This window comes from Enterobacter sp. DC4, from assembly GCF_000568095.1.
GTDB lineage: Bacteria > Pseudomonadota > Gammaproteobacteria > Enterobacterales > Enterobacteriaceae > Enterobacter > Enterobacter pseudoroggenkampii.
Genome location: NZ_AZUB01000003.1, coordinates 73,270 through 95,971, shown reverse-complemented (window position 1 = coordinate 95,971; position 22,702 = coordinate 73,270). Strand labels below are relative to the sequence as shown.

The 22,702-nt window shown below is 54.4% G+C and carries 19 protein-coding genes; 8 read left to right on the top strand and 11 right to left on the bottom strand.

Annotated elements, in window-relative coordinates:
• Positions 1-2 precede the first annotated feature (2 nt).
• Positions 3-1,553, bottom strand: a complete 1,551-nt coding sequence (locus P349_RS14350; protein WP_032649785.1) for a DUF3300 domain-containing protein — start codon at positions 1,551-1,553, stop codon at positions 3-5.
• A gap of 891 nt (positions 1,554-2,444) precedes the next feature.
• Here P349_RS14350 and acnB point away from each other — a divergent pair.
• Entirely contained in the window at positions 2,445-5,042 is a 2,598-nt protein-coding gene (acnB, locus tag P349_RS14355; RefSeq protein ID WP_032645211.1) for a bifunctional aconitate hydratase 2/2-methylisocitrate dehydratase, read from the top strand.
• Between the two features lie 190 nt (positions 5,043-5,232).
• A complete protein-coding gene (gene yacL / locus P349_RS14360) occupies positions 5,233-5,595 on the top strand; it encodes a protein YacL (protein ID WP_032649783.1) in 363 nt (120 codons plus the stop codon).
• 31 nt (positions 5,596-5,626) lie between these two features.
• Here the strand turns inward: yacL and speD are convergent, their stop codons facing one another.
• The 3 genes from speD to P349_RS14375 all read right to left on the bottom strand — a co-directional run bounded on the left by speD (position 5,627) and on the right by P349_RS14375 (position 7,753).
• A complete protein-coding gene (gene speD, locus P349_RS14365; protein WP_032649781.1) occupies positions 5,627-6,421 on the bottom strand; it encodes an adenosylmethionine decarboxylase in 795 nt (264 codons plus the stop codon).
• Positions 6,422-7,291, bottom strand: a complete 870-nt coding sequence (speE, locus tag P349_RS14370) for a polyamine aminopropyltransferase (RefSeq protein ID WP_023310424.1) — start codon at positions 7,289-7,291, stop codon at positions 6,422-6,424. It abuts the gene before it with no gap.
• Between the two features lie 114 nt (positions 7,292-7,405).
• On the bottom strand, positions 7,406-7,753 hold the full coding sequence (locus P349_RS14375; protein WP_014882582.1) for a YacC family pilotin-like protein: 348 nt from the start codon (positions 7,751-7,753) through the stop codon (positions 7,406-7,408).
• Between the two features lie 145 nt (positions 7,754-7,898).
• Between P349_RS14375 and cueO the strand changes: the two genes are divergently transcribed.
• Positions 7,899-9,467 (top strand): multicopper oxidase CueO, encoded by a 1,569-nt coding sequence (cueO, locus tag P349_RS14380; protein ID WP_032649779.1) that lies wholly within the window; start codon positions 7,899-7,901, stop codon positions 9,465-9,467.
• A gap of 136 nt (positions 9,468-9,603) precedes the next feature.
• On the opposite strand, the gene P349_RS14385 is transcribed toward cueO, so the two are convergent.
• Complete coding sequence (locus tag P349_RS14385) at positions 9,604-11,994, bottom strand: glucose/quinate/shikimate family membrane-bound PQQ-dependent dehydrogenase (RefSeq protein WP_032649777.1); 2,391 nt, start codon at positions 11,992-11,994, stop codon at positions 9,604-9,606.
• Positions 11,995-12,202: 208 nt separating this feature from the next.
• On the opposite strand from P349_RS14385, the gene hpt reads away from it, so the two are divergent.
• Positions 12,203-12,739, top strand: coding sequence for a hypoxanthine phosphoribosyltransferase (gene hpt / locus P349_RS14390; protein ID WP_008501948.1), 537 nt, complete (start codon positions 12,203-12,205; stop codon positions 12,737-12,739).
• A 91-nt stretch (positions 12,740-12,830) separates the two neighbouring features.
• Here the strand turns inward: hpt and can are convergent, their stop codons facing one another.
• Positions 12,831-13,493: a carbonate dehydratase gene (gene can / locus P349_RS14395; protein ID WP_008501947.1), complete on the bottom strand. Its 663-nt coding sequence runs from the start codon at positions 13,491-13,493 to the stop codon at positions 12,831-12,833.
• A gap of 107 nt (positions 13,494-13,600) precedes the next feature.
• On the opposite strand from can, the gene P349_RS14400 reads away from it, so the two are divergent.
• From P349_RS14400 to P349_RS14415, 4 genes are all read left to right on the top strand, one after another.
• A complete protein-coding gene (locus P349_RS14400; RefSeq protein WP_032649775.1) occupies positions 13,601-14,527 on the top strand; it encodes an ABC transporter ATP-binding protein in 927 nt (308 codons plus the stop codon).
• Positions 14,524-15,294: an ABC transporter permease gene (locus tag P349_RS14405; RefSeq protein WP_023334536.1), complete on the top strand. Its 771-nt coding sequence runs from the start codon at positions 14,524-14,526 to the stop codon at positions 15,292-15,294. The genes P349_RS14400 and P349_RS14405 overlap by 4 nt, the downstream gene beginning before the upstream one ends.
• Positions 15,295-15,398: 104 nt before the next feature.
• Positions 15,399-15,839, top strand: a complete 441-nt coding sequence (locus P349_RS14410; protein ID WP_032649773.1) for a PTS sugar transporter subunit IIA — start codon at positions 15,399-15,401, stop codon at positions 15,837-15,839.
• A gap of 65 nt (positions 15,840-15,904) precedes the next feature.
• The gene (locus P349_RS14415) at positions 15,905-17,152 is read left to right on the top strand and encodes a polysaccharide deacetylase family protein (protein ID WP_032649771.1); all 1,248 of its coding nucleotides are present in this window, start codon (positions 15,905-15,907) and stop codon (positions 17,150-17,152) included.
• 1 nt (position 17,153) lies between these two features.
• On the opposite strand, the gene P349_RS14420 is transcribed toward P349_RS14415, so the two are convergent.
• Genes P349_RS14420 through P349_RS14440 form a run of 5 tightly spaced genes read right to left on the bottom strand, consistent with a single transcriptional unit; the run spans position 17,154 to position 22,654 of the window.
• On the bottom strand, positions 17,154-18,221 hold the full coding sequence (locus P349_RS14420) for a fimbrial protein StkG (protein ID WP_032649769.1): 1,068 nt from the start codon (positions 18,219-18,221) through the stop codon (positions 17,154-17,156).
• A gap of 11 nt (positions 18,222-18,232) precedes the next feature.
• Positions 18,233-18,838 carry a fimbrial-like protein gene (locus tag P349_RS14425; RefSeq protein WP_032650072.1) on the bottom strand — a complete coding sequence of 202 codons (606 nt, stop codon included), beginning with the start codon at positions 18,836-18,838 and terminating at the stop codon, positions 18,233-18,235.
• A gap of 12 nt (positions 18,839-18,850) precedes the next feature.
• Complete coding sequence (locus tag P349_RS14430) at positions 18,851-19,414, bottom strand: fimbrial protein (RefSeq protein ID WP_032649767.1); 564 nt, start codon at positions 19,412-19,414, stop codon at positions 18,851-18,853.
• Positions 19,415-19,440: 26 nt separating this feature from the next.
• On the bottom strand, positions 19,441-20,022 hold the full coding sequence (locus P349_RS14435) for a fimbrial protein (protein WP_032650071.1): 582 nt from the start codon (positions 20,020-20,022) through the stop codon (positions 19,441-19,443).
• A 31-nt stretch (positions 20,023-20,053) separates the two neighbouring features.
• A complete protein-coding gene (locus tag P349_RS14440) occupies positions 20,054-22,654 on the bottom strand; it encodes an outer membrane usher protein (RefSeq protein ID WP_032649765.1) in 2,601 nt (866 codons plus the stop codon).
• Between the last annotated feature and the right edge of the window lie 48 nt (positions 22,655-22,702).

The window sequence follows — 22,702 nt, the reverse complement described above, 5'->3', positions numbered from 1 at the left end:
CCTTAGCGATGTCGAATTTCACGGCGTTCAGCGCGTCCACCAGACGCCTGACGTGGCTGCTGCTGGCGAGCCGCAAGCTGTCTGCTTTGCGCACCGCGCTGCTGCTGCGCCTGCCAGTTCGCGGAGCGGCTGTCGTTGCCGCTCAGCGCATTGGCCCGGGGCTGGCTGTTTCGCTGCTGGAGAGCGCGTTGCTGCGCCGGCTGCGAACCCCGTTTCTCTTGTCTCTGCGCGGTGGTCTGGCGATTTTCTCGCTGCTGCGTGGTGGTTCGCTTCGTCGTCTGCGGTTTGGTGTCGTAGCCACGGTAGTTATTGCGCTGCGAAATCTGCTTCAGCTGTTCACTTGAGGCCTGACGCTGCACATCTTTCGTGCCGGGACGCGCCGTTTGGGGGAAAGTTTTGCCCGTGGATTTCTCCATCTGGCTCAGGGCAGCCTGACGCTGGCTATCGCGGTTAACCGGTTTTTGCTGCGTTGAGCTTAGTCCGGTAGCCGTGCTGGTGGAGTGGAAACGGTTGTTGAGCTGGTTAGTCGGATAAGGCACGCCTTCACGATAGGCTGGGTTATGCTGCCAGGTACGGTTGGCGTCCGTCAGACGCTGCCCGCTGATTTTATTGAAGTTCTCAACGTTGATATTGATGTTGTTATCACCGTTGCGGTTATAGCCGCCGTGATTATCCCAGTCGTCATGGTGATGATCCCAGTCATCGTCATCATCCCAGTCGATGTTGCTGAAGATGGCATAGGTTGTGGCGACGCCCAGGCTGAAGCCTAAGCCGTTGACGAAGCTGTTGCCAAACTGCTCCCCGGGTGTAGGCGGGAGATAAGTAGGTGGATAGGCGGTGTTTGGCCAGGTCCCGTAAACCGTATTGGGGTTATAGGTAGGGACGTAAACAACCTGCGGATCGGCAGATTCAATTTTGATTACCGTTGGGGCCGGCGCAGACGTGGTTGTTGTCGTTGCCTCGGTGGTGCTGGTTTTCGCTGGTGCCGGTTTTGTCACGGTGGTGACCGTCTGCTGAGGCGTGGATTGTAAAGCGCCGGTCTTTTGTGCCAGCGCGCGCAGGCGTTGAACGGAATCCATTACGTCCTTCGGCTGCGCGAGAAACGCATCGCCCAGATTTTGTACCCATGGCGGGTTTTCACCCATCAGGGACATGAGCTGAGGAAACGCGACCAGCGATTTTACGCTGGGATCCCAGGGCTGGCTGGCAACGGCCTGAATGGCGGCGTCCCCTTCCATTTTAGGGTTGTCTTTTGACCACTGCGCCGCCTGGATCACGTTGGCCGGGTAAGTCGAGGCCATCAGGATTTGCGACAGCAGGGCATCCGGGTAGAGCGCGATAGGGGCAACCCACTGATCGATTTGCGCGGCAGTATAGGTTGGTGCGGCGACAGGGGCGGGCGTTGCTGCTACCGGTGCCGCTGGTTGTTGTGCGACGGGGGCCGGCGCAACGGGTTCCGTTGCACGACTTTTGACAAACATGACGCCTGAGGCGGCAAGCAGCCCGGCACTGCACAGAAGGACGAGCAGATGTGGCTTAAAGGGCAACTTCATAAAATGACTCCAACGAGACAAGCGCTGTGCCGTGAGGCGTTACGGTTGGCGTGAGTATTATTCACCCGTCTTTTACTGTTTTGACTTTTATTGGGAAGCGTCCGGTACGTCCGGATAAAGATTGTGAGCATTTATTACACAATTATATGCGATGCGGGAAAAACCGAAGGGAATTCAGAAGGCCGCTCTTACGAGCGGCCAGCAGCTAGTTGCCGAGGTTGACGACAAACAGCACCGTGATGTCGGATATGTTCCAGCCACCGTGCAGCGCGGTTAGCAGTAAACCGGTCACAACGATCAGCGCAGTGATTCGCATCTCCATTGCGTGCGTTCCTGTAAAGGCTACGCGGGTTCATTCTTCACCGGGAAAGGCAGAACCAGGCAAGTTGGGATTGCCGCGTAGGTTACGGAACTGCTCCCGGGCCCGGTGACTGGTTGCTACACCAGCGAAGCAGGCCGAGAGGAAGAGTAATCGACTCAGTAGTCATTCTGAAGGCGAAAAATGAAGTGAAACGAATTTTCATTCGAAACAGGAAGGCGCTACGCAAAATTGACATAATGGCTTGCAAGCCAGCGGGGCGTGATGCAAAATTCATTGCGTTGGGGTTGCCGCAAATCTGCCAGCCCGGTGTGCTACCACCGCAAGGCAACAAAATAACCGCTACCAGGCGGTTTTTTTGTCCCTAAAATTCACCTCGTCTCTCCGCTACACCATGCTTAACGATTCAGCAAATTTTTTAATGTTGCTTTTTTGTAAACGGATTAACACTGTGCAGAAATCCTGCTATGCTGCCCGACGCGGTATCGGGCATTTACCCTACAAACTGCTGTCTCACAGGAGCGTGAAGAGAACGCCCGCCGCATATGACAATGAGAGCGAGGAGAACCGTCGTGCTAGAAGAATACCGTAAGCACGTAGCAGAACGTGCCGCCGAGGGAATTGTACCCAAACCTTTAGATGCAACCCAAATGGCCGCGCTCGTCGAGCTGCTGAAGAACCCGCCTAAGGGCGAAGAAGAATTCCTGTTAGATCTGCTGATCAACCGCGTACCGCCTGGCGTAGATGAAGCTGCCTACGTAAAAGCCGGATTCCTTGCTGCTATCGCCAAAGGCGAAGCCACCTCCCCACTGGTTACTCCTGAAAAAGCCATTGAACTGCTCGGCACCATGCAGGGTGGTTACAACATACATCCGCTGATTGACGCGCTGGATAACGACAAGCTGGCACCGATTGCCGCTAAAGCGCTCTCTTCCACGCTGCTGATGTTCGATAACTTCTACGATGTAGAAGAAAAAGCCAAAGCAGGCAACGTCTATGCGAAGCAGGTGATGCAGTCCTGGGCGGATGCCGAATGGTTCCTGAACCGTCCTGCGCTGGCTGAAAAAATCACCGTTACCGTCTTTAAAGTGACCGGTGAAACCAACACCGATGACCTCTCTCCGGCACCGGACGCGTGGTCTCGCCCGGATATTCCTCTGCACGCCCTGGCAATGCTGAAAAACGCCCGTGAAGGCATTGAGCCGGATCAGCCTGGCAGCGTTGGCCCGATCAAACAGATCGAAGCCCTGCAGAAAAAAGGGTTCCCGTTGGCCTACGTGGGTGACGTTGTAGGTACCGGTTCTTCCCGTAAGTCCGCCACCAACTCCGTGCTGTGGTTCATGGGCGACGACATTCCGCACGTGCCAAACAAACGCGGCGGCGGCCTGTGCCTTGGCGGCAAAATTGCACCGATCTTCTTCAACACCATGGAAGATGCGGGCGCCCTGCCGATCGAAGTGGATGTTTCTAACCTGAATATGGGCGACGTGATTGACGTTTACCCGTACAAAGGTGAAGTGCGTAACCACGAAACTAACGAGCTGTTGGCGAGCTTTGAGCTGAAAACCGACGTGCTGATCGACGAAGTGCGTGCCGGTGGCCGTATTCCGCTGATCATCGGCCGTGGCCTGACCACCAAAGCGCGTGAAGCGCTGGGTCTGCCGCACAGTGATGTATTCCGTCACGCGAAAGACGTGGCGGAAAGCAATCGCGGTTACTCTCTGGCGCAGAAAATGGTCGGTCGCGCCTGCGGCGTCGCCGGTGTTCGTCCTGGCGCATACTGTGAGCCGAAGATGACCTCCGTAGGCTCTCAGGACACTACCGGTCCAATGACCCGTGACGAACTGAAGGACCTGGCGTGCCTGGGCTTCTCTTCTGACCTGGTGATGCAGTCCTTCTGCCATACTGCGGCGTATCCGAAGCCGGTTGACGTGACCACGCACCACACGCTGCCAGACTTCATCATGAACCGCGGCGGCGTTTCCCTGCGTCCGGGCGACGGCGTAATTCACTCCTGGCTGAACCGCATGCTGCTGCCGGATACCGTGGGTACCGGCGGTGACTCCCATACCCGTTTCCCAATCGGTATCTCTTTCCCGGCGGGCTCCGGTCTGGTGGCGTTTGCTGCGGCGACGGGCGTGATGCCGCTGGATATGCCGGAATCGGTGCTGGTGCGCTTCAAAGGTAAAATGCAGCCGGGTATCACCCTGCGCGACCTGGTTCACGCGATCCCGCTGTATGCGATTAAACAGGGTCTGCTGACCGTTGAGAAGAAAGGGAAGAAAAACATCTTCTCTGGCCGCATCCTGGAAATCGAAGGTCTGCCGGATCTGAAGGTTGAGCAGGCGTTCGAGCTGACCGATGCCTCCGCTGAGCGTTCAGCTGCGGGCTGTACCATCAAGCTGAACAAAGAGCCGATTATTGAGTATCTTAACTCTAACATCGTGCTGCTGAAGTGGATGATTGCAGAAGGCTACGGCGACCGTCGTACGCTGGAGCGTCGTATCCAGGGCATGGAGAAATGGCTGGCCGATCCGCAGCTGCTGGAAGCCGATGCTGACGCAGAGTACGCGGCGGTGATCGACATCGATCTGGCGGATATCAAAGAGCCAATCCTGTGTGCACCGAACGATCCGGACGACGCGCGTCCGCTGTCCGAAGTTCAGGGCGAGAAGATCGACGAAGTGTTCATCGGATCCTGCATGACCAACATCGGTCACTTCCGTGCGGCCGGTAAGCTGCTGGATACCCACAAAGGCCAGTTGCCAACCCGTCTGTGGGTGGCGCCGCCAACCCGTATGGATGCGGCTCAGCTGACCGAAGAGGGCTACTACAGCGTGTTTGGTAAGAGCGGTGCGCGTATCGAAATTCCTGGCTGCTCCCTGTGCATGGGCAACCAGGCGCGCGTAGCCGACGGTGCGACGGTGGTTTCCACCTCTACCCGTAACTTCCCGAACCGTTTAGGTACCGGTGCGAACGTCTTCCTGGCCTCTGCGGAGCTGGCGGCGGTTGCGGCGCTGATTGGCAAACTGCCAACGCCGGAAGAGTACCAGACCTTTGTGGCTCAGGTGGATAAGACCGCGGTGGATACTTATCGCTATCTGAACTTCGACCAGCTCTCTCAGTACACCGAGAAGGCCGACGGGGTTATCTTCCAGACGGCTGTATAAACAGCAAAACCGTCTCTACGAGACGGTTTTTAGTGTTTGCACCCTCTCCCACGGGAGAGGGACGGGGTGAGGGCATCAGGCCGCAGGGTCTTGCTCTCACCTTTTTATTTTCATTCCTCCCACCTCTCACGCTTTTTTTCTTCCTCGCTGCTGCGATAATTACCTTAATGGCTTTGCAGAGGAAAACACTATGGATTACGAATTTCTGCGCGACATCACCGGAGTGGTGAAAGTGCGTATGTCGATGGGCCACGAAGCCGTTGGACACTGGTTTAACGAAGAGGTGAAAGAAAATCTCGCACTTCTTGATGAGGTTGAACAGGCGGCAAATACGGTGAAAGGCAGTGAACGCTCCTGGCAGCGCGCCGGTCATGAATACACGCTGTGGATGGACGGTGAAGAGGTTATGGTGCGCGCCAACCAGCTCGAGTTTTCAGGTGACGAGATGGAAGAGGGGATGAGCTACTATGACGAAGAGAGCCTGTCGATGTGCGGCGTAGAAGACTTCCTTCAGGTGGTGAATGCCTACCGCGAGTTTATGAAACAGCGGTAACTACCCGAAGCGTCCCTGCTCCGGGCAACACTTACACGGCCGGAATATTACGGCCGTAGTAGATCTCGCGCATCTCTTTCCAGAGCAGGTCGGTAATCGCCTTACGCTCTTCTTCGCTCAAATCTTCCGGCTTCGTGTGGAACATATAGTGCTTAAGGTCGAATTCCTTAAGTAACATCTTGGTATGGAAGATGTTTTCCTGGTACACGTTCACGTCCATCATGTCATACAGCGATTTCATGTCTTCGGACATGAAGTTCTGAATAGAGTTGATTTCGTGGTCGATGAAGTGCTTCATGCCATTGATATCACGAGTAAAACCGCGCACGCGGTAATCAATCGTGACGATATCCGATTCCAGCTGATGGATGAGATAGTTCAGCGCGTTCAGCGGGGAAATCACGCCGCAGGTCGACACTTCAATATCGGCGCGGAACGTACACAGCCCACCTTCCGGGTGACTCTCCGGGTAGGTATGGACGCAGATATGGCTTTTATCCAGGTGGGCAACAACCACTTCCGGCAGCGGGCCCGGATGTTCCGTTTTGTCGATAAGCTTAGGATCGACCGGCTCTTCGCTGACCAGGATGGTCACGCTGGCGCCCTGGGGTTCATAATCCTGTCGGGCGATGTTCAGGATGTTGGCGCCGATAATGGAACAGGTTTCTGACAGGATCTCGGTCAGACGGTTGGCGTTGTAGAGTTCGTCGATATAGGCGATGTAACCATCGCGTTCTTCCGCTGTTTTGGCATAGCAGATATCGTAAATACAAAAACTCAGGCTTTTCGTCAGGTTGTTAAAGCCATGCAGTTTAAGCTTTTTCAATTAGCTCACCCCCTTAGTGGATAATGCGTCTTGCAGGTACTGCGGCAGAGCAAACGCTGCGGTATGAATAGCCGGATTGTAGTATCGGCACTGAAGACCGGCCTGATGGAAGCGGGCCTGAATAATTTCGGTGGAGAGATGACGTAATACGTCGTTATCCGTCGCCCAGGCAAAGGTCATGATCCCGCCGTAGTACGTCGGAATAGCGGCCTGATAGAAGCTGACATCATCGAAATAGGTGCTGAGCTTACGATGGCTATCCAGCGCTTCATCCTGCTGCAGGAAGCAGACGCCATTTTGGGCGACGAAGATCCCGCCCGGGTTCAGGCAGCGCTTGCAGCCCTCGTAGAAGGAGGAGGTAAACAGCGACGCGCCGGGGCCGATAGGGTCGGTGCAGTCGGAGATGATCACGTCAAAGGTCTGCGAGGTCTGGTTAACGAAGTTAACGCCGTCGTCAATTACCAGGCTAAAGCGCGGATCGTCATAGCTGCCGGCATTGTGGTTGGGCAGGTACTGGCGGCAGAAAGAGACGACGCCCGCATCGATTTCCACCATGGTGATGGTTTCAATGGAACGATGGCGGGACACTTCACGCAGCATTGCGCCGTCGCCACCGCCGATAATCAGGACATGCTTCGCGTGGCCGTGCGCCAGCAGCGGGACGTGGGTCATCATCTCATGATAGATGAACTCATCTCGCTCGGTGGTTTGCACGACGCCGTCCAGCGCCATCACGCGGCCAAAGGCAGCATTCTCGAAGATGATCAGATCCTGGTGATCGGTTTTCTCATGATAGAGCACGTTATCAACGGCAAAGTACTGACCAAACTGATCATGCAAGGTTTCATGCCACAACGTGTGGTCGGCCATAGCGAACTCCTCCTGTGTAAACATCCGTTACGCTCACAAAAAATGAGCGAAACATGATAGCTAACTCTAACCGCGGTTGCACGGTCAGAGGTTCAACAGGGGGCGTCGGGAAGGTTATTTGACGTAGGCGAGCAGGCTGAGTGAGTCGCGAGCCAGCGCTTTGCATTTTTTGGCAGTGGGAATACCAATACCGCTTAGGTCGCGATAGCTGTCTTCACCGAGCGCCTTCATGTCGAAGCTGTCGTAGTTGCTGAGATCCCACTGGTTCTGCTGGGCAAAAAAGACCAGCGCGCGGCGAATTTGCCCGTTGGGTAAATTCTGGTAGCCACAATCATTTTTCAGGAATACAAAAACCGCCGTTAAATCGGCCATATCTTCCGCTTCATTTTCACTTAGCGCATAGCTGTTCGCACACATTGCCATCAGGCTACCGAACAAAATTGTCCTGAAAAACGTCTTCATTGCTTCTACCACTTCTTCACGGAAAATTAACGTTAGCATACTTGATGCCAGTGCGACGATCTTTATTATTGCCGCTTGACTTGACCTTCCGGTAAGGGGAGGGTTTATGCTCAAAAGATCGCCTGCTGGAAATAAGGAAATGAACATGCAACGTCGTGATTTTTTAAAATATTCCGTGGCGCTGGGTGCTGCCAGCGCATTGCCTCTCTGGAGCCGCGCGGTTTTCGCGGCTGACAGGCCTGCCTTACCTATCCCTGACTTGCTGACCGCGGATGCCCGTAGCCGTATCAAGCTTGTTGTTCAGTCCGGCAACACGCTGTTCGGTGCGCACAACGCCACGACCTGGGGCTATAACGGCAATCTGCTCGGCCCGGCGCTGCAGCTGCGCAAAGGGAAGACGGTGACGGTGGATATCCACAACACGCTTGCCGAAGAGACGACGCTGCACTGGCACGGGCTGGAAGTGCCGGGCGAGGTAGACGGCGGGCCGCAGGGCGTCATCAAAGCGGGCGGCACGCGCAGCGTCACCTTTACGCCCGACCAGCGCGCGGCGACCTGCTGGTTCCATCCGCATCAGCATGGCAAAACGGGCCACCAGGTGGCGATGGGGCTGGCGGGGCTGGTGCTGATTGAAGACGACGAAAGTCGCCTGCTGCGCCTGCCGAAACAGTGGGGCATCGACGACGTGCCGGTGATTGTGCAGGACAAGAAATTCACCGCGGACGGGCAAATTGACTACCAGCTGGACGTGATGAGCGCGGCGGTAGGCTGGTTTGGCGACACGCTATTGACCAACGGCGCCATTTATCCTCAGCACGCCGCGCCGAAAGGCTGGCTGCGCCTGCGTCTGCTCAATGGCTGTAATGCGCGTTCACTCAACTTCGCCGCCAGCGATAAGCGTCCGCTATACGTGGTCGCCAGTGACGGCGGCCTGCTGCCTGAGCCGGTGAAAGTAAGCGAACTGCCGATGCTGATGGGGGAACGCTTTGAGGTGCTGGTGGATATCAGCGACGGCAAAGCGTTTGATCTTGTGACCCTGCCGGTTAGCCAGATGGGGATGGCGGTCGCACCGTTTGACAAGCCGCATCCGGTGCTGCGTATTCAGCCGTTACTGGTGACCGCTTCCGGCACGCTGCCTGATTTGTTAACCACTCTGCTAGCACTCCCGTCGCTTGATGGTCTTACGCAGCGTAAGCTGCAGCTCTCCATGAACCCGATGCTCGATATGATGGGCATGCAGGCGCTGATGGCGAAATATGGCGATAAGGCGATGGCGGGGATGCATCACGGGCAGATGATGGGTCATATGAATATGGACCACGGCAAAATGGGCGGCATGGGGAATATGGATCACGGCGACCATGGCTTTGATTTTCACAACGCCAATATGATCAACGGCAAAGCGTTCGACATGAATACGCCGATGTTTGCTGCGACAAAGGGTCAGTTTGAGCGCTGGGTGATCTCGGGCGAAGGGGACATGATGCTGCATCCGTTCCACATTCACGGTACGCAGTTCCGCATTCTCTCAGAAAACGGTAAAGCGCCGGATGCGCATCGCGCGGGCTGGAAAGATACGGTGAGAGTGGAAGGCGGCGTTAGCGAGGTGCTGGTGAAGTTTGACCACGACGCGCCGAAGGAGTTTGCCTATATGGCGCACTGCCATCTGCTGGAGCATGAAGATACGGGGATGATGCTGGGGTTCACTGTTTAAAACAGTGCGGCCTGATGCCCTCACCCTGACCCTCTCCCACAGGGAGAGGGAACAAACACAAAAACGGCAACCGAAGTTGCCGTTTTGCATCTTTCCGTAGGCCGGGTAAGGCGTAGCCGCCACCCGGCTTTTTCAGTTACTTGTTTTCGTCAGGCAACGCATACGCGACAATATAGTCGCCCATCTTCGTGCCAAACGAACCGTGACCGCCCGCGGAGATGACAACGTACTGCTTGCCATTCACTTCATAGGTCATCGGGGTAGCCTGTCCGCCAGCCGGCAGACGACCTTGCCACAGTTTCTCACCGTTGGTCATGTTGTACGCGCGCAGGTAGTTATCTGCGGTTGCCGCGATGAACAGCACGTTACCGGCGGTGGAAATTGGGCCACCCAGCATCGGCATACCCATATTAAACGGCACCGGAACCGGCATCGGGAACGGCATGCTGTCCTGCGGGGTACCAATACGTTTTTTCCACACGATCTGGTTGGTTTTCAGATCCAGGCCGGAGATGTAACCCCAGGCAGGCTGTTTACACGGCAGGCCAAACGGTGACAGGAACGGGTTCAGCGTTACGCCGAACGGTACGCCATACTGCGGCTGAATACCGGCTTCGGTACCGCTGCCTTTCGCATCTTTCGGCTGCTCCATTGGGTTGCCCGGACCGCGTGGGATCAGACGGGAAACGAACGGCAGCGCCATTGGGTTGGCAATCGCTACCTGACGGTTCGGGTCAACGGAGATCCCGCCCCACTCGAACATCCCCAGGTTACCCGGGAAGACCAGCGTGCCCTGCTCAGAAGGCGGCGTGAAGATGCCTTCATAGCGCAGCTGATGGAACATCACGCGGCACACCAGCTGGTCAAACATCGTGGCACCCCACATGTCTGCCCCGCTGAGGTCTTTCTTCGGACGGAAGCTCAGGTCAGAGAACGGCTGGGTTTTGCTGACGTAATCGCCTTTCGCCGCACCCTGCGGAACCGGTTTTTCCGGTGCCGGCACAACCAGCTTGCCGTTGCTGCGATCCAGAACGAAGATGTTGCCGGTCTTGGCCGGGGCGTAAATCACCGGAACGGTTTTGCCGTTAACGGTAATGTCCGCCAGCGTCGGCTGGGACGGCATATCCATATCCCACAGATCGTGGTGTACGGTCTGATAGCTCCAGGCCAGCTTACCGGTGGTCGCGTTCAATGCCACGATAGCGCTCGCATAACGCTCCTGCTCTGGCGTGCGGTTACCGCCCCAGATATCTGGCGTAGTAACGCCCATCGGCAGGTAGACCAGGTCCAGCTTCGCGTCATACGCAGCCGGGGCCCAGGAGTTTGGCGAGTTAAAGGTAAAGGTGTGCTCGTCCGACGGGATCGCATTTGGATCTTTCGCGCCCGGGTCGAAGGCCCACAGCAGTTTACCGGTATTCACGTCGAAACCGCGGATAACGCCGGAGGTTTCACGCGTGGAGAAGTTATCCGTTACCGAACCGGCAATCACGATGGTTTTATCGGTGATGATCGGCGGCGAGGTTGGCTCATACAGACCCGGCGTGGTGTCCGGCATGTTGGTCTGCAGATTCAGGATACCTTTGTTGGCAAAGGTTTCGCACAGCTTGCCCGTTTCGGCATTGATGGCGAACAGACGGCCATCGTTCACCGGCAGCATGATGCGGCGCGGACAGTCGGCAACCACTTCCGGGCTCGCATTGTCGGCGCGCGCTTCGTGGTAAGAGACGCCGCGGCAGGTGACGTGCTGGAAGGACGGGTTGGAGTTCAGCTGCGGATCGAAGTGCCATTTCTCTTTACCCGTGGCCGCGTCGAGCGCGAACAGACGCTGGTGCGCCGTACACAGATAAAGCATATCGCCGACTTTAATTGGCGTCACTTCGTTGGTCAGTTCACCCGGATCGTTCGGCATCTTCAGGTCGCCGGTACGGAATACCCAGGCTTCTTTCAGGTTCTTAACGTTGTCCGCGTTGATCTGCTTCAGCGGAGAGTAGCGTTGACCTTCCTGATTACGACCATACGCAGGCCAGTCGCCATCCGCTACCTGCGAGATAGCCGCCGCAGGCGTCGATTCTGCGTTCAGCGTACCGTTGATCTCCTGCGGGTCGTTAAAGCCGGCCCAGGTTAGGATGCCGCCGGTAATCAGCAGGGCAACAACCAGGCCCGCCACAGCACCGCTGGAAGGCACAATCAGGCGACGCCAGACGAACGGCAGGATCAGCCAGATACCGAAGAAGACCAGGATGTCGCTGCGCGGCGTCAGAGCCCAGAAGTCAAAGCCGACTTCCCAGACGCCCCAGATCATGGTGGCAAGAAGGAGTGCGGCATATAGCCACAGTGCAGATTGTTTTCTACGCCAGAGCAGGACGGTTACGCCAAACATAACCAGGCCCGCAATCGGGTAGTACCAGGAGCCGCCGATCGCGACCAGCCAGACGCCACCGATTAACAGATACAGCGCGCAGAAGGCTGCGAACGCCGCTGTTAATGTCACCAGTAGACGCGGCTGTTTAGAGTTTGTTTCAGCCATAGAAAGTGTACTCGTCAGTTTTTGTTAATAATTTGCTAGCAACTAATTATAGGTATTAACAAGTGTGATCGGAATCACAATATTTGCTTTTTATAACTCATACGCCAGGGTTATCCATTTGCTGATATAATGGCTGGCTTGCGTATCAGTGCTGGATATTAACTCATCCGTATTGAGAGATTTTCATCAAAATCATTTGGTTAGTAATATGAAACATACTGTTGAAGTGATGATCCCGGAAGCCGAGATCAAAGCGCGTATCGCCGAACTGGGTCGTCAAATCACCGAACATTACAAGGACAGCGGCAGTGAAATGGTGCTGGTCGGTCTGTTGCGCGGCTCTTTCATGTTCATGGCGGACCTGTGCCGTGAAGTGCATGTGCCCCATGAGGTCGATTTTATGACCGCCTCCAGCTACGGCAGCGGCATGTCCACCACCCGTGATGTGAAAATCCTGAAAGATCTGGATGAAGATATTCGTGGCAAAGATGTGTTGATCGTGGAAGACATCATCGACTCCGGCAACACGCTGTCAAAAGTGCGCGAGATCCTGAGCCTGCGTGAGCCAAAATCGCTGGCGATTTGCACCCTGCTGGATAAGCCTGACCGCCGTGAAGTGCAGGTGCCGGTAGAGTTTGTCGGTTTCTCTATCCCGGACGAGTTCGTCGTCGGTTACGGCATTGACTACGCGCAGCGCTATCGCCATCTGCCGTATGTTGGGAAAGTGGTATTGCTGGACGAGTAATTGCGGTTTGTTGCCCGGTGGCGCTGCGCTTACCGGGCCTACGAATGGGCACATGTAGGCCGGGTAAGGCGCAGCCGCCACCCGGCTTTGTTTATTTATGGTTCACATGCTTAAGCTGAAGGTTGGCAATTCCCGAACGGTAACGCTGCTCCAGCGTTTCGCGGTTGGTGGCGGTCACTTCAAGATTGCGCAGCAGGCCGTCGTGAATGCCGTACGCCCAGCCGTGGATCGAGACCTTCTGCCCGCGTTTCCACGCCGATTGCATGATCGTTGAGTGGCCCAGGTTATATACCTGCTCCATCACGTTGAGTTCGCACAGGGTATCCATGCGACGCTCCTGCGGCATTTCGCCCAGCAGTGAGCTATGTTTGAACCAGATATCGCGGATGTGCAGCAGCCAGTTATCAATGAGCCCCAGTTCCGTGTTTTCAACCGCCGCCTGCACGCCGCCGCAGCCGTAGTGGCCGCAAATGATGATGTGCTCGACTTGCAGAACGTCAACGGCATACTGAACAACAGAAAGACAATTGAGATCGGTGTGAATCACCAGGTTGGCAACGTTGCGGTGAACAAACAGTTCGCCGGGCTCGAGGCCGGTCAGGCGCTCCGCCGGTACGCGGCTGTCGGAGCATCCAATCCAGAGAAAGCGTGGGTTTTGCGCCTGCGCGAGTTTTCCAAAAAATCCGGGGTCTTCCTCCACCAGCATTTTTGACCATAGTGCATTGTTGCTGATGAGTGTATCTATGTTGTTCATGGAGGTTAGCGACCTGTAACCGAGTAATTGCGTTGCGCTACTATAGGGTAACCCGACTTTTAATGAAACCACACAACGTGTGTCAGAACGGAAGGTAAGTTAATTTCATGGCAATTGCACTGGAGCTTGAGCAGCTTAAAAAAACCTATCCGGGCGGCGTTCAGGCGCTGCGCGGAATAGATCTAAAAGTAGAGGCCGGTGATTTTTATGCGCTTCTGGGGCCGAACGGGGCGGGGAAATCGACCACCATTGGGATCATCAGTTCGCTGGTCAATAAAACCTCCGGCCGGGTGAGCGTCTTTGGTTATGACCTGCAAAAAGATGTGGTGAACGCCAAGCGCCAACTGGGTCTGGTGCCGCAGGAGTTTAACTTCAACCCGTTCGAAACGGTGCAGCAGATCGTTGTTAACCAGGCGGGTTATTACGGCGTCGAGCGTAAAGAGGCCCTGGAGCGGAGCGAAAAATACCTCAAGCAGCTCGACCTGTGGGAAAAGCGTAACGAGCGCGCACGGATGTTATCCGGCGGGATGAAGCGCCGCCTGATGATTGCCCGCGCGCTGATGCACGAGCCAAAGCTGCTGATCCTTGATGAGCCGACGGCGGGCGTCGATATTGAACTGCGTCGTTCCATGTGGGGCTTCCTGAAGGATCTCAACGACAAAGGCACCACCATTATTCTGACCACCCACTACCTTGAAGAGGCTGAAATGCTGTGCCGCAACATCGGCATCATTCAGCACGGCGAGCTGGTGGAAAACACCTCGATGAAGAATCTGCTCTCCAAGCTGAAATCCGAAACCTTCATTCTCGATCTGGCGGCAAAAAGTCCGCTGCCGAAGCTGGAAGGGTATCAGTATCGCCTCGTCGATACCTCGACGCTGGAAGTGGAAGTGCTGCGCGAGCAGGGCATCAACAGCGTGTTCTCGCAGCTGAGCGCACAGGGGATTCAGGTTTTAAGTATGCGTAACAAAGCGAACCGACTGGAAGAGCTGTTTGTCTCTCTGGTTCATGAGAAACAAGGAGACAAGGCATGACGCATCTTTACTGGGTCGCGCTGAAAAGTATCTGGGCGAAAGAGATTAACCGCTTTATGCGCATCTGGGTGCAAACCCTGGTGCCGCCGGTCATCACGATGACGCTCTATTTCATCATCTTCGGTAACCTGATCGGTTCCCGGATTGGTGAGATGCACGGCTTTACCTATATGCAGTTTATCGTACCTGGCCTGATCATGATGGCGGTGATCACTAACGCCTATGCCAACGTGGCGTCGTCATTCTTCAGCGCCAAGTTCCAGCGTAATATTGAAGAGCTGCTGGTGGCACCGGTGCCGACGCACGTCATTATCGCGGGCTATGTCGGCGGCGGCGTGGCGCGCGGGCTGTGCGTGGGGATCCTGGTTACGGCGATTTCGCTGTTCTTCGTGCCGTTCCAGGTGCACTCGTGGCTGTTCGTCGCGCTGACGCTGCTCCTGACGGCGATCCTGTTCTCGCTGGCCGGTCTGCTGAACGCCGTATTCGCCAAAACGTTTGACGATATCAGCCTGATCCCGACCTTCGTGCTGACGCCGCTGACCTATCTCGGCGGGGTGTTCTACTCCCTGACGCTGCTGCCGCCGTTCTGGCAGGCGCTGTCGCACCTGAACCCGATTGTCTACATGATCAGCGGCTTCCGCTTTGGCTTCCTCGGTATCACCGATGTGCCGCTGTTTACCACGGTGGCGGTGCTGGTGGTGTTCATCATCGCCTTCTACCTGCTGTGCTGGTATCTGATCCAGCGCGGACGCGGTCTGCGCAGCTAGCCCTCAGCCCGGCAACATTCTGTTTGCCGGGCACTTTCTTTGACAGTTATCACCGAAAGCTAACCTTCACTCCGCTAAACTACTTGCCTGCTAAGGAGAGAGTTATGCTGGGATGGGTTATCACCTGCCACGATGAACGGGCGCAGGACATGCTGGACAAGCTTGCAGCCAGATTTGGCCCGCTGGCACAGTGCCGGGCGGTAAATTACTGGCGCGGGTTGAGCACCAATATGCTGAGCCGCATGATGTGCGATGCCCTGCATGAAACGGACACCGGTGATGGCGTCATTTTTTTGACCGATAAATCGGGCGCGGCGCCTTACCGCGCAGCCGCTTTGCTGAGCCATAAGCATGATTGCTGTGAGGTGATCTCGGGCATCAGCCTTCCATTACTTGAAGCGATGTATCCGCAGCGTCAAACGTTAACCAGTGCCGGGTTCCGGAACGCTATCGTCGAGCAGGGCGCGCCGGACGTCAGCAGCTTGTGGCATCAGCAGCAAAAAAATCCTCCTTTCGTCCTGCTCCATGATCTGTATAAGAATTAAACGTTGGTATTGATGTCGCTTTTGCTACAATGGCATAAGTATTTCCGCTTCGAATAAGACCCCTCATGTTCACGCGTATTGTTTTTCTGTTGTTGATGTTCGTGTCCGGCACTTCTTCTGCCAGTTTATTAAGTCAGCAAAGACTGCCTGCCCAATATATGCAAACCACCGAAGATGCGGCGATTTGGGCGCAGGTCGGCAACAGCGTTATTAACGTCGGCAACGTGCGGGCAGGGCAGATCCTTGCGGTGGTGCCTGCGGCGGCGGACTACTATGAATTTCGCTTCGGATTTGGCACGGGCTTTATCGACAAGGGACATCTGGAGCCGGTGCAGGGTAAACAGCGCGTCGAGGATGGGCTGGGAGATCTGAATAAACCGCTGAGCAATCAAAACCTGATAACGTGGAAAGACACGCCCGTTTATAACGCCCCGAACAACGGTAGCGCACCCTTCGGCACCTTAAGCGCTAATCTTCGCTATCCGATCCTGAATAAACTCAAAGATCGCCTCAATCAGACCTGGTTCCAGATCCGCATCGGCAACCGCCTGGCGTGGATCAGCAGCCTGGACGCGCAGGAAGATAACGGCATTCCGGTCATTACCTACCACCATATTTTGCGCGACGAAGAGAACACCCGTTTTCGCCATACCTCCACGACCACCAGCGTGCGGGCGTTCAGTAACCAGATGACCTGGCTGCGCGATCAGGGCTATACCACCCTGACGATGTACCAGCTGGAAGGGTACGTGCGTAACAAAATGAACCTGCCGGCGAAATCGGTGGTGATTACCTTCGACGATGGCCTGAAGTCCGTTAACCGCTATGCTTACCCGATCCTCAAAGCGTATGGCTTTAAGGCGACGGCGTTCATCATCTCGTCGCGCATCAAGCGCCACCCGCAAAAATGGGCGCCAAAATTCCTGCAGTTTATGAGCGTGTCGGAGCTGGAGCAGATGCATGACGTGTTCGACTATCAGTCCCACACGCACTTCCTGCACCGCGTTGACGACAACCATCAGCCCATTCTACTGAGCCGCAGCTACCACAATATTTTGTTTGATTTTAAGCGCTCGCGCAGGGACCTGGCGCAGTTTAACCCGCACGTGCTTTACCTCTCGTATCCGTTCGGCGGCTACGACGATAAAGCGATTAAAGCCGCAAATGATGCCGGGTTTCATCTGGCGGTGACGACGGTACGCGGGAAGGTCAAGCCGGGGGATAATCCGTTCTTGCTGAAGCGACTGTATATCTTAAGAACGGATTCGCTGGAGACGATGTCGCGGCTGATCAGCAATCAGCCGCAGGGGTAAATCATTCGTAAGTAAACTGGAACGTGATGTTCGCCCCGAATGCGCCCACCGTTACCGGGTCGCTGCCCGTCTTCACCAGGTGCGCCCAGATATTTTCGTTAATTATGTTCACCGGATTAACGTAGTCAGCATATAATACTTGCTTATAGCCAGCGGGTACTGGGTAGGTATTATTTGGGCCGCTCGTAATCTTGACACCGACTCCCCCGGCTGCGGTCACGCTTGCATTGCTCACCAGCGAATTGGTGAAATACTTCTTGTCATCTGTCGTGTTGGCGGAGGACATCGTGTAGCTCACATCATGCGTATTGGCGCAGGTGCCGGTCACGTTAACCGGCACCACGGTGGTTGTCCCGTTTTCCACTTCTGCCGGTGTCCAGTCGCCCAGGTTCACCGTGTACGGCATTCTGAGCGCGCAGGTTGGACGATTCAACGGCACATTAAACGACATTTCCGAGATATTGACTAAGGGGCGCGGGTGGTCACCGGCATCCCCGGTATTTGGATTGCCCAGTACGATTTGACCTAATGGGCCGCTTCCCAGGGTGAGGTAATTGACATTTTCAGGAATACCCGCAAAACCGTTAGTCTGATAGATATCGACGCGGACATGCCAGGTTCTTCCCTTCACGTTACCTTCATTCTCATGATCGTCGCCCGTCATATACCAGCTGCCCGCATTCGGAGGAAACCAGGCCGTTAATCCGTTTCCGTCAGGATAAAAAGCCACGGTATATTCGATTCCCGGTACGTTGGTTCGAAATGCCGCTTTGTTATCAACGTAGCCTACAAGCATGGCATTATTGGTCATTTGGTAGACATCATCACCATCGTTGCCCACTTCGCAGTCAGACGTTAACGCCGGCGTGGTTTCCATAATAATGGTTGTGCTGATTTGCACTGGCGTGGACCCGACGGTGCCCACGGGTAACGGGACGATACTCGGTGTAGCGCCAGGGGGCATGATTTGGAGCGTATCGCCGCTGTTAAAATGGCATTCGTAGCCGGCATGGGATAGACCTGATATCCCTGTTAACACGGCGGCTAACAATAATTTAGTAAAGCCCATAATAAATCCTTTTATTCGTAACGTACGTCGACCAAAACGTTGCTGACAACGAGACCGCTCGTGACATCGCCCGTGTTTTGATAGCGTGCGTAAAATTGATAGTCCGTTAAATAATCTTCCGGGCTGCTGCTTACGTCATAAACGACGTTTGAACTGCCGTCGCTGTTCAACACATTTTTATTGTAGGCAGCAGAGAAAATAACAATGCCCACGTTCCTGGCCGCACCTGCCGTGGCATCATTCTTAAACACCTGATTCTGGTTACTCCAGAATCCCGTCTTCGGCGTGAAGCTGAATTGCAGCTGCTTAACGCCTGCTCCCTTATCACCCGTATAGCAGTTTTCTACATGTACGGTAAAAGGCGTTCCGGCCTCATCGTCGGTAGGGGAGAGGCGATAGCTATTATCCGCGTTATAAAACCAGTCGCGCGATACGTTCGGTAAAAAGACGTCCCCACCGTTTTCCAGGCTTAACTGACAGGTGTTATTGACGATATTGGCTGTCAGATTGATATCCATATCTGAACCTGCCTGGCTTACGCCAGGCAGCAAATTTCCAGCCAGACCGACGAGCAACAGAAGACCGGGCTGGCGTAAATTAAACGGTGATTGTTGCATCATAAGCCTTGCTTAAGGATAGGTAATAGTGAAAGTCACTGGTGCAGTAACGGCCCCTGTACCAACATTCGCAATGGTTCTGCCTTTTGCGATGACAATACGTGAATTCATTGGGAATTCTCCTGTACCATCGGCTATTGCAACTTCCTGTGCTGATGGTGGCGTTTTGCAGCTTAACAAGACGCCACTGTCAACTATTCCTGACCAGACTTCGAAAGCTGTGGCGAGGCCTGCGGAGTATGAATCACCGTCACCATTTGGTCCTGAACATCCGCCGCCAGGCCCTGGAGCTGCAGAAACTGCGGCTTTATCGACACCTGAACAATTACTGAAGACGATCTTCAGCGGTTCGACGCGCGTTTTGTTTACCAGATCTGATTTATAGACATCACCAAAGGCAATTTCCGTCGCTTCGGTGCCGGCATTGTTCAACAGTTTTGCGGTACAGGTACCTGAGGTGACGTTGGTGACGAAGGTCATTTCTGCGCTGCTGGTGCCCGTGATCGTTGCGTTAGCCATGCCAGAAAATAACGCGGCAGAAACGGAAAGGGCGATTAAAGCTGAGTTAAATTTCATAATAGTGCTCCGTTATTCTGCACAAATTATTCGTAAGTAAATTCAAATGTGGCAACAGTCTGGAATGAACCCGTTGTCATCTGGTTTGCTTTTGTTTCACGCAGAGTCGCCACGAGCGGGACCTCTTTGTTATTAATCTCTTCTGATGTCCAGACTAGGCGTTGAGCATCTGCCGTTGCGTTCGGGGTAAAAGGCGCATCCGGCGTAGATTCACGTGCAATTTCGATTGCCGCATAATCAGCGCCACCGCTATCTTTGCTTATCTGGTTAACAAAACCGGTCGCTAAATCCGCTGCGGCCTGGCCTTTAATGGTTGTTTTCAAGGACGTCAGCGATGATGGGCATTCAACGATCATCAGCTTAAAATCAGCAGACACGTTACCGCTTTTGACATCGTTCAGGCGCACTTCACCTTTGCTACCACCCAGCGTTAAGGTCTGCTGGGTGTCAGAACCGATACCGCCGGAAAGTTTCATATCGCAGGTTGTTTCACGAATATTTGCCGTAAAGTTAACGGTGATATCCGCACCGTCCGTAGCCTGGGCTGACCCCATAGATGCCAAAACAGCAATCGCTGTCATGGACAAGCCAAGAAGACTTTTTTTCATATAAATTCTCATTAATTTAATCCCTGAATAATTACATCTGGCACAGCTGATTGCTGAGCACGGTTGTAAGCCCTACTTTTTGAGCATCTGGTGCAACGTGATAACTCACTGAACATGTACTATCTTTATTTCCACCCCAGTTAACATGCAGCACTCCCTGGTCGGGAATACCGCGAACGTAGGCCTGTCCAGCCTGTCCGACTGTACCGACAACTTCATTCTTCTCATTCAGTACATCCGCGCCTAACGGAATAAAACCTTTATCGCTACGCTGGAGTTCTAATATGACGGAACGACCTTCATCCGTTTCGAAATTAACTAAAACAACCGAGCCGCTGCGTGGAACGGTAATGGCGGTGGTGTTTTTAACTTCCACGTCGTTTTCCAGGGTGCTGATATCCAGCGATACGCGGTTTTCTCGATAGGCAGACATATAAGGCAGGATCCCATAACCGGAATCGCCTATTTCAGCATTGCTGAAACCAATGCCCGCGCCTTTCGCGCCGCTGGCTCTGACCAGCGCTAACGAATCATTGTCACCAATACTTCCCGGCGCAAACGCGATGCCGCCAGAGTGCAGGACCATGCCGCCGCTGTAAGAGGCAGAATATTGTTTGCTGCTGTCGTCCCCAAATGAAGCTGACAGACCCAGCGGGCCGTACTCGCTGTTCCAGGAGCTAAAACCGCTGATTTGGTTCAGATCGCCATAATTACCGGAACTTGATGCGGCGCTGACGGAATAACTGACTTTGCCGTCTTCGGTATTGCCCCCTGCCGAGGTGTTGAAGTTCGTTCCACCCTTCAGGTCAGAGCGTAACCCCATATTGATATTGGTAAAGCCTCCCGAAGAGTGGCCGCCATTGTTAGAGAACACGCTCAGTGGCACGCTCAGGCTCAGATAAACGCTGTCGTCTTTCTTTCCCGTCTGATCATAGGTACGCTGCACCGACAGGCTATAACTGCCGTATTTGAAGCTGTTGTTATAGCCCACGTTATAGTTGGAGTTAGACCCTGTACCGTTCCAGTAATCCTGCCAGGTACCGCTGACGTACAGTGAGCCATAATTGTCTTCACCCGCTTTCAGCGGCTGGTTAAGACTGAGCTGCACCTGGTTTTTAGTACGCTGATAGTTGGCGTATAGCTCGTTGCTAGAGTTATAGCTGCGGTTCGCGTATTTCTGACGTTTGATGCTGTCCTCAAGCTGTGCGGCATCGCTAAGGCTGAGGTAATCCTCCGTCGAGAAGCGATAGGCCGCGACGTTAAACGAGGTATTGGTGGCTTCAACCATCTTGCTGTACGTTAAGCGATAGCTTTGACCACTCAGCGAATCCAGCCCTTCAATATCCGCATGGGACTGCGTAATATCGAATGCAAAGGCACCAATTTCGGTATTCATCGCCAGGCCTAAAATACCGGCGTAGAAATCCATATCGGTATACTGCGCACCCAGATAGCCCGTGAAGGTGTTGTTCAGGCCATAGTAAAGCGTGCCGTACCCGACCTTCGGTTTTTCCAGAAGCGAGTCATCATTGAGTTCACCCACGCCCACATCCCAGCGCGCTAAGCCCGGACGTAACATCTGGGTCACGGAAGAGAAGGGCACGCTAAAGGAGCGTTTGCTACCATCCGCTTCTTCAATGGTGACCAGCAGGTCATTACCGTAACCCGTTGTGCTTAAATCGTTAATTTCAAACGCACCCGGCGGCACGGACGTTTCGTAAATCTTGTTACCGCTCTGCGTTACGCTCACTTTGGCGTTACTGTTTGCTACGCCGCGAATCACCGGGGCGTAACTGCTTGACCCCATAGGCAGCATGCGGTCGTCGCTGTACATGCGCGCGCCGCGAAGGCTTACGGAGTCAAATGCTTCACCGCGGGTGTAAGAGTCACCCATCACCATCTGTGCGCTAAGGCGGGTCACGTCGCGCTGCAGGTAGATATCCTGGCTGGAATAGTGGCTGCCGTTGTCTTTATCCCAGTTAAAGTTACCTCGCGAGCGCAGGCGCCATGGGCCCATGTTGAGGCCATAGCGAAGCCCCATATAGCCGGTTTCTGACGTATCGCCATTACTTTCGTTGTGCCACGCATTCATGTCGTACGAGACTAATGCCGCCGGAATACCGGCATCCCATAACGACGGGTCGACATAGCCATTTGGGCGCTTAATCACATAGATTTGCGGGAAGTTAAGATCCAGCGCCTGTTTTCCGCTGTCATAATTGGCGGTCGCTCCAGGGTAGGATTTCTGAATATCGATACAAACGGTATTGTCTTCGTCATCCAGCTTTTCATCGAGCTTGCTGACGTCAACCCCGGCCTGAGCCAGTAACAGTTTCGTGATACAGGCAGATGCCCTCGGCGTGCCGTTTTCTTTAAAGGTAATTTCAGCGGTAGATTTTAATTTACCGTTCAGATTTACCCTGGTGCGATAAGTCCCTGGCGCAACCGGGTTGCCGTATGCGAAGCGGCTAACGTCAATATTTGTACTGCCATTAAGCAGAAACTGATCGTTAAACTCGATAGCACTATCATCTTCAGGCAGATTATCTGAAGATGTATTTGCGTCAGCATAGGCATATAAAGGCAATGCTGTACTTATAGCAAGACATAAAAGAGAGCGTCGAAACAACATGGCACATCCGTATAATTAGAGCGGATAAAATATTATCCGCAGAATTTA